The organism is Draconibacterium sp., assembly GCF_041583095.1.
In the GTDB taxonomy this organism is placed as follows: domain Bacteria; phylum Bacteroidota; class Bacteroidia; order Bacteroidales; family Prolixibacteraceae; genus Draconibacterium.
Genome location: NZ_JBFHGM010000234.1, coordinates 1 through 7,966, shown reverse-complemented (window position 1 = coordinate 7,966; position 7,966 = coordinate 1). Strand labels below are relative to the sequence as shown.

At 42.6% G+C, this 7,966-nt stretch carries 8 protein-coding genes; 7 read left to right on the top strand and 1 reads right to left on the bottom strand.

Translation table 11 applies throughout. The features are described 5' to 3' along the window. The 7 genes from ABZB17_RS17565 to ppgK form a co-directional block, all read left to right on the top strand. Window positions 1-1,152, top strand: a 1,152-nt coding sequence (locus tag ABZB17_RS17565; RefSeq protein ID WP_372652048.1) for a thiamine pyrophosphate-dependent enzyme, incomplete at its 5' end; no start/stop codon positions are given. Window positions 1,153-1,158: 6 nt separating this feature from the next. Continuing rightward, a complete protein-coding gene (locus ABZB17_RS17560; protein WP_372652046.1) occupies window positions 1,159-1,740 on the top strand; it encodes an indolepyruvate oxidoreductase subunit beta in 582 nt (193 codons plus the stop codon). A gap of 281 nt (window positions 1,741-2,021) precedes the next feature. Further along, window positions 2,022-3,311 carry a hypothetical protein gene (locus ABZB17_RS17555; protein ID WP_372652044.1) on the top strand — a complete coding sequence of 430 codons (1,290 nt, stop codon included), beginning with the start codon at window positions 2,022-2,024 and terminating at the stop codon, window positions 3,309-3,311. Between the two features lie 187 nt (window positions 3,312-3,498). Beyond that, window positions 3,499-3,930 carry a hypothetical protein gene (locus ABZB17_RS17550; RefSeq protein WP_045029533.1) on the top strand — a complete coding sequence of 144 codons (432 nt, stop codon included), beginning with the start codon at window positions 3,499-3,501 and terminating at the stop codon, window positions 3,928-3,930. Between the two features lie 104 nt (window positions 3,931-4,034). Then, a complete protein-coding gene (locus ABZB17_RS17545; RefSeq protein ID WP_372652042.1) occupies window positions 4,035-5,333 on the top strand; it encodes a phenylacetate--CoA ligase family protein in 1,299 nt (432 codons plus the stop codon). Window positions 5,334-5,337: 4 nt separating this feature from the next. Further along, complete coding sequence (locus ABZB17_RS17540) at window positions 5,338-5,766, top strand: ACT domain-containing protein (protein ID WP_045029528.1); 429 nt, start codon at window positions 5,338-5,340, stop codon at window positions 5,764-5,766. Window positions 5,767-6,060: 294 nt separating this feature from the next. Then, window positions 6,061-6,795: a polyphosphate--glucose phosphotransferase gene (ppgK, locus tag ABZB17_RS17535; RefSeq protein ID WP_372652040.1), complete on the top strand. Its 735-nt coding sequence runs from the start codon at window positions 6,061-6,063 to the stop codon at window positions 6,793-6,795. Window positions 6,796-6,818: 23 nt separating this feature from the next. On the opposite strand, the gene ABZB17_RS17530 is transcribed toward ppgK, so the two are convergent. Next, entirely contained in the window at window positions 6,819-7,871 is a 1,053-nt protein-coding gene (locus ABZB17_RS17530; protein WP_372652038.1) for a serine hydrolase domain-containing protein, read from the bottom strand. Window positions 7,872-7,966 lie beyond the last annotated feature (95 nt).

Below are 7,966 nucleotides of genomic sequence, written 5' to 3'. Positions count from 1 at the left end.
GAAGTTCCGGTGATGGTGCGTATAACCACACGTTTGGCACACTCGCGTGCCGGAGTGATTCGCAGTGAAGTACTGCCCGAAAAAGACGTGGTTTTACCAGCTGATCCAAGCCAGTTTGTTTTGCTGCCGGCCATTGCCCGCAGAAGATACAAAGGTTTGCTTGAAAAACAGGAGCTGTTTGAGAAGACGGCAAAAAAATCGAAATACAACGAATACATAAAAGGCGAAGACAAAAGCTTTGGAATAATTGCCTGCGGTATTGCTTACAATTACCTGAAGGAAAATTATCCGAAAGACGACTGCCCGTATACCGTACTGAAACTTTCGCAATACCCGGTTCCTCAAAAATATTTGGATAAAATGGCCAAACATTGCGAAGAGGTACTGGTGCTGGAAGAAGGTTATCCGGTTGTTGAAGAGCACATAAAGGCTGCATTTAAAAAGGATATTCAGGTTTCGGGGCGATTAAGTGGTGCTTTGCCACGCGACGGCGAACTGAATGCCGATCTGGTAGCCAAAGCACTGGGAAAAGAAACACAGCTTGGTGCCGATGTTCCGGATCTGGTTGTAAACCGTCCGCCGGCATTGTGCCAGGGATGCGGCCACCAGGACATGTACAAAGCCCTGAACCAGGCGCTGGATAAATACTCCAAAGGACGCGTTTTCTCCGATATCGGTTGTTATACGCTGGGTGCTTTGCCGCCATACAAAAGTATATACTCGTGTGTTGACATGGGCGCTTCGGTAACCATGGCAAAAGGTGCTGCCGATGCAGGTTTGATTCCTTCCGTAGCTGTTATTGGCGACTCAACTTTTACGCACTCGGGAATAACCGGTTTGTTGGATGCCGTTAACGATGAGGCAAATATCATAGTTGTTATTTCCGATAACGAATCGGTATCGATGACCGGTGGACAGGAGTCATCAGCACTTGGAAAAATTGAAAGCATTTGTACCGGAGTTGGCGTTGACCCGAATCATATTCGCGTATTAACTCCACTGAAAAAATACCACGATATGATGGTGCAGACTTTCGAAGAAGAGATTGCTTACGAAGGTGTTTCGGTAATTGTTTTTCGTCGCGAGTGTATTCAGGCAGCGGCAAAACGTTTGCGCAAGGAAAAGAAAATGAAAGATAACCCCAATAAATAAGTAAAAATGAAGACAGATATAATATTAGCCGGAGTTGGCGGACAGGGAATTCTTTCCATTGCATCGATTATTGGCGATGCAGCCATTAACGAGAATTTGTTTTTAAAACAGGCCGAAACACACGGAATGAGCCAGCGTGGCGGGGCAGTGCAGTCGCACCTGCGTATTTCCGACTGCGAAATTGCTGCCGATCTTATCCCGATGGGGAAAGCCGATTTGATTTTGTCGGTGGAGCCTATGGAAGCTTTGCGCTACCTGCCGTTTTTGTCGCCCGAAGGGTATGTGGTAACCAATACCACACCTTTTATCAATATCGCGAATTACCCGGATGTGGAAGCTGTTTTGGCAGAAATAGAAAAACAACCGCGTTTTGTGGCTATCGATGCAGATAAAATTGCGGCAGAAATTGGCAACAAACGTGCATCGAATGTGGTGATGTTGGGAGCAGCTACTCCTTTTCTGAATATTGAACCGGAAAAAATAGAAGCCGGAATTGCACATATTTTCAGTAGAAAAGGCGAGGCCGTGGTAGAAATGAACCGAAAAGCTTTTAAGGCCGGTTTGGATTTTGCAATGGCAAACAAATAAAAAATTAATAAGCATCTATAATAAACCCATTCCGGACAAGTGTTCGCGAACGGGTTTTTTTATGTGTAGTTTGAAATCAAAATAAATAAGCACTTTTGAGATTCAAATTGTAAATACAACCTTGGGCAGGCATGTAAAATTGCTAATTTTGAGGCTCGTGATTAAGACAGCAACATATTATTTCTTATTAGAGTACTTCTGTTCTTACCCGAAGGGCTAATTCGCTTTCTTCGGGTGTGCAATCATTGTTCAATCAACAAAAACAACTAATCATTTTCGCAATGAAAAAATATTTATCATTAACCGCTATTCTGTGTCTGATTTCCATTTCTATAATGGCACAAGACGACAACAAAGTCACTGCAAAAAAATCATCGATCGAGCTTTACGGTTTTATCCGAAGCGAGTATTATTACGATTCCTACAAAGGACTTAACGCTGCCCAGGACAACTTTTACCTTTTCCCGCTTTACAAAGGAGAGGATGCTGAAGGGAACGATCTCAATCATCAGGGGATTCATGGTTTTACGGCCATGGCAACCCGTTTTGGTTTTAACATTACCGGACCTGAAGTTTTAGGAGCTAAATCATCTGCAAATTTCGAAACCGATTTTGCCGGAATTGTAAGCGAGTATCCCGAAGTGTTGCGTTTGCGAAAAGCATATGTAAAACTCGATTGGGAAAAATCATCGTTACTGATCGGGCAAACCTGGCATCCCTTATGGAATGGCAGCGGTGCCTTTTATCCGCAGGTAGGAGGTTTAAATACCGGTAGCCCTTATAACCCATTCAACCGCTCGCCACAAATCGATTTCGATTATAAACCGGGGACTAAAACAACACTGTCGTTAACAGCGCTATACGAACAGCAATATGCCACTCCGGGATTTTACGATGTGCCAAATACCAACTGCAAGAACCTTGCAAAGCGTAATGCCGGAATCCCTGAATTGGTGGCCGGATTGTACTACAACGACAATGGAATTAGCCTCGGAATTGCTGGTCAGTTTAATGCTATAAAACCTATTGACGTAACTGAAGGTACAGACGGTAAATTTCAGAGCGATGAGCTGAACACCAGTTATGCCGTAATGAGTTATGCGGGTTACAAAAAAGATAAATGGTTCTTTTTGGTAAAAGAACTGGTGGGACAGAATTTGTCGAACATGCTGATGATTGGCGGTTACGGTGTAAAATCTTACGACGAAAGAACCGGAGGAATGACCTACACCAACTATACCACATCAACTACTTTGGTGAATGTGGTTTACGGTACACAAAAGCAGCTGGGCCTGTTTGTCGGCTTATCAACTAATTTTGGTACAAAAGATCCCCTGTATAATTTCGATGGAGCAGCAAAAACTAAAGGTTTGATGCCAACTATGAAACAGGCCTGGCGCATAGCTCCGTATTACGCATATAACTATAAAAACCTTCGTTTTGTGGCAGAATATGAAATTGATTCGGCTGACTACGGAATCGGAACTTTCGATTTCTCAGATGGACTTTACGACGATACGGTAAACGCCATCAACCACCGGATTCTGTTAATGCTGACCTATAATTTTTAGAAGATTACACAAAAATTCTGGCAGAAGGAGTTTGAAACCCCGGGGAAGAAAGATCGACGGTAGGCACGGAATAAAATAACGGTACGGGTTTTGAACGAATTGAAAATATGATTTCCGTTGGTGAATGTTTATCCAATAAACTTTAATTTTACGGAAACCATGTTGAATTAACTAAAAAACTACAATTATGGCATTTGAAATATCTGTTTTTCTTGAAAACAAAATAACCCATTTCGAGGCAATTACCGCGCTGTTGAAAAAAAAGGGAATAAACATTCGAACGCTTACTTTAAATAATATGGCGCACGGATGGGGCGTATTAAGTTTGCTTGTCGACCATCCTGATGAAGCCTATAAAATTCTTACCGACCACGGAAATTCTGTGGCAATGAAAGAGGTGATTGCGCTTGAAATGAAAGACGAAGCGGGTGGTTTGGACGAGATTCTGGTGAAAATTGCACGTGCCGGAATTCATATCGAAAGTGCTTATACGCGACTTATTGGCGAAAATAATATGGCGGTTCTTCTACTTGAAGTTCCCGATGTTTTGGAGGCCATTCGTCGTCTGGAAATCAACCATGTTAAAATTCTTGACGACAAAGTGGTTTACGGAAAATAGCAACTACCGAAATGCCCGGTTGTAGACCAATAAACAACATGTAAAACCAATGTAGCTGTTAGAAATTATAAATTCCTAACAGTTACTAAGATCAACTAAATTTTATGATTTGGAATGAAAAGATAGAATGCGCCTCTCGCGATGAGATGGCCGCAGTTCAAAGCGAACGTCTAAAACAAACCGTTCAGCGCATTTACCACAATATACCCAGCTACCGCGCCAAAATGCAGGAAATTGGAATGCTGCCCGGCGATGTACGTTCGGTAGAAGATTTAAAAAGCCTGCCGTTTACCAATAAAACCGACCTGCGCGATAATTACCCTTTCGGAATGTTTACCGTGCCCATGAGCGAAATTGTGCGTGTGCACGCCAGTTCGGGAACTACCGGAAAACCAACCGTTGTTGGTTACACCCGAAACGACCTGAGCATGTGGGCCGAAGTGGTAACCCGTTCGTTGTGTATGTCGGGTGTAACACGTAACGACATTGTGCAGGTGGCATACGGTTATGGTCTGTTTACCGGTGGTTTGGGATTACACTACGGTACTGAAAACCTTGGAGCAACCGTAATTCCTATTTCGGGTGGAAATACCCAAAAGCAAATTCAGCTAATGCAGGATTTTGGCTCGTCGGTAATTGCCTGTACGCCGTCGTATGCTTTGTTTTTGGCCGAAGTCATGCAGGAAATGGGTATCGATCCGGAAGAGCTGAAGCTACGCGTTGGTATTTTTGGTGCCGAACCATGGAGCGAAAGCATGCGCAAGGAGATTGAAGCCAAATTAAAATTGAAAGCCATCGATATTTATGGATTGAGTGAAGTGATTGGCCCCGGAGTTTCGTGCGAATGCGAGCACCAGGTGGGCATGCACGTTAACGAAGATCATTTTATTCCAGAAATTCTCGATACGGAAACACTGCAACCTGTTGCACCGGGTGAAGTGGGAGAGTTGGTATTTTCAACCATTACCAAAGAGGGAATTCCAATTTTGCGCTATCGTACGCGCGATCTTACCCGCTTGATTTACGATAAATGCGAATGCGGACGTACACTGGTGCGCATGGAAAAATGTAAGGGGCGTTCGGATGATATGTTAATCATTCGCGGAGTTAATGTATTCCCGTCGCAAATTGAAAGTGTATTGCTCGAAATGAGCGAAACAGAACCACACTACCTGTTAATTGTGGAGCGCGAAGGTACACTCGATGTGCTGAAACTTATGGTGGAAGTGCAGGAGCAATTCTTCTCGGATGAAGTACGCGAACTGGAAAAACTGAAAAAGAAAATTACGCATAATATTCAAAGTACGCTTGGGATTTCAGTAGATGTGAAACTGGTGGAACCAAAAACCATTGAGCGTACTGCAGGAAAAGCAAAACGTGTAATCGATAATCGTAAAATCTAAAGTCATGATCATCAAACAAGTATCTGTTTTTTTAGAGAATAAGTCAGGACGATTAAACGAAGTGACAAAAATACTGGCCGATGCCGAAATAAACCTGTCGGCGTTTACCATTGCCGATACTTCTGATTTCGGGATTCTGCGCATGATTGTTTCCGACCCGGATAAAGCATGCGCGGTATTAAAAGAAAATGAGTTTTCGGTAAAAACCACTGATGTTGTTTTGGCCAAAACACCAAATAAACCGGGCAGTTTAAGCAAGCTGCTGGATATTCTGCAAAAAGAAGAGGTGTTTATCGAATACATGTATGCCTTTTCGATGAAAGATGAAGGAGCCGTTACCGTAATTCGCCCAACACGAGTTGAGCGTTGTGTGGAAATGCTGCAAAAACATAAAACCGAATTGTTACGGGCTGATGAACTCTATCAGTTGTAGTAGCAAATTGACAAGAAAATATGAAAGCGGATTTCCGAAAGGGAATCTGCTTTTTTGTGTGTAGCTGTTTCCAAGCTATAATTCGCAAGATTTTGTTATTTCACGCTGATAACGCAGATTTCCGCTGATTTTCTTTCACCCCATGGGGTGAAAGTTTTTTTCTGCGTAAATCTGCGAGATCTGCGTGACACTTTATTTTACTTGCGGAAGTATGGTCTGATTCGAGCTAAATTAAAAATCATTGCAACTGAACGAAATCATTATCGTAAATTAGAAGATCAAAAACGATAAAAAATGGAAGTACTTGGAATTGATTTTGGCGGATCGGGAATTAAAGGAGCAATTGTAGATACTAAAACAGGTGAACTGGTTACAGAACGACATCGTATTGATACACCACAACCTGCAACTCCTGATGCAGTGGCGGAGGTAATGGCAGAGCTTACTGAACATTTTAACTGGAAAGGTAAAGTTGGCGTTGGTGTACCTGCCGTAGTTAAAAACGGTGTGATGTTAAGCGCTGCAAACATCGATAACAGTTGGATTGGGCAGGAAGTTAACAAACAATTATCCGAGAAAACAGGCTGCGAAGTAGAGTGTGTAAACGATGCCGATGCTGCCGGAATTGCCGAGATCCATTTTGGAGCCGGAGCCAAGGCAAAAGGTATGGTGTTTTTACTTACTGTAGGAACCGGAATCGGGACCGTTATTTTTATCGATAAACACCTGGTGCCGAACCTGGAGCTGGGCCACCTTGAATTTAAAGGCAAAACCATTGAACGCTATTCAGCTGATTCGGTGCGAAAAAGAAAAGATCTGTCGTGGGAAGAGTGGGGTAAACGTTTTAACAATGCGCTGGATTATTACGACAGGATGTTTAATCCCAACCTGTTTATTATTGGCGGTGGCGTAAGTAAGAAAATGGACAAGTTTGAAGAATACATTAATGTTGATACTCCCGTTGTACCTGCTGAAATGGAAAACAACGCCGGAATTATCGGCGCTGCTTTAAATATGGTTTATAAGTAAGTTTTGGATCCTTTTGTTCATCTTTATTTGTTGTGTTGGTGCTTCACAATTTTCACTACCCGCCTGTACACAATCTCCATTGTACTCCAGTGTAATCCTTGAAAATCGGTGGTATTTACAAATTGAACAACAACCGCGTCGATGTCTTTGTGGTATTTGGCAATGCTCATATATCCTGGCATCAATCCGGTGTGTTCGTATACGTAAATGGAGGAATAGATTTTCTGTTCACCTTCGTTAAATACCGAGCCATCGTTTAATGCCCGCAGAAAAATGCCAACATCTTCAGCACTGGCAACCATCGAGGTTAGTTTGGTTCCATAGTCTCCGGCTTTAATGTCTTCTTCTATTCCAACGTAATATCCACTCATCACATCGTCGATGTTTTCCTCAGTTATCGAACCAAAAGTGTTTTTCAGGCCAAGGGGGGCCAGAATTTCTTTTTTAATCGTCTGGAAAACTTCTTCTCCGGTCACTTTTTCAATTAACATGGAAATCAACAAATAATTGGTGTTCGAGTACCGATACTTGGCATTGGGGGCAAAATCGGCCGGTAAATCAAGCACACGTTCAAGTGCTTCCTGGCTGCTTGATGGTGGTTCTGCCCAAAAGTTTGGGGTGTCGGTTAAATTAGGAATACCACTGCGGTGTTGCACAAGCATTCTCAGTGTAATTTGGTCGGCATTTTCAATTCTTCCTAGCAGTTGAGGGAAGTAATCGGCCAGAGTTTTATCCAGCGATAAACGCCCGTCGCTAACCAGTTTGGTAATGGCAACCGCGTCGTATAATTTGCTGATGCTGGCAATTTTGAATAATGAATATGGATCGGCCGGAATTTTGTTTTCCCGGTTTTTGTACCCGGCAGCATAAAAGGCAGGTTCTTTTCCGGCTTCGTCAACATATACGATTATTCCGTCGAAACCATATTTTATGCTTTTATCGATTTGTTCCTGAACGGTAGCAGGCAGTGGAGTGAGCATGATTCTGAGCAGTAACCATGGCACAAAAAACATGGATATGGCGGTTCCTGTCAATAGCATTATTCGGATAATTAGTATTGTGTGTTTCTTTTTCATTCTAGCAATTTTATTCTCAGTGAAGTTTCTTATACAGCTTCCTGTAACAGTTTCTTTTCTAATTTGTTGACTTTTGGTTTTAATCCAAACAGTGG

Coding starts and splice junctions, on each gene's coding strand:
- ABZB17_RS17560 (WP_372652046.1), top strand. CDS start 1,159: ATGAAGACAGATATAATATTAGCCGGAGTTGGCGGACAGGGAATTCTT.
- ABZB17_RS17555 (WP_372652044.1), top strand. CDS start 2,022: ATGAAAAAATATTTATCATTAACCGCTATTCTGTGTCTGATTTCCATT.
- ABZB17_RS17550 (WP_045029533.1), top strand. CDS start 3,499: ATGGCATTTGAAATATCTGTTTTTCTTGAAAACAAAATAACCCATTTC.
- ABZB17_RS17545 (WP_372652042.1), top strand. CDS start 4,035: ATGATTTGGAATGAAAAGATAGAATGCGCCTCTCGCGATGAGATGGCC.
- ABZB17_RS17540 (WP_045029528.1), top strand. CDS start 5,338: ATGATCATCAAACAAGTATCTGTTTTTTTAGAGAATAAGTCAGGACGA.
- ppgK (WP_372652040.1), top strand. CDS start 6,061: ATGGAAGTACTTGGAATTGATTTTGGCGGATCGGGAATTAAAGGAGCA.
- ABZB17_RS17530 (WP_372652038.1), bottom strand. CDS start 7,871: ATGAAAAAGAAACACACAATACTAATTATCCGAATAATGCTATTGACA.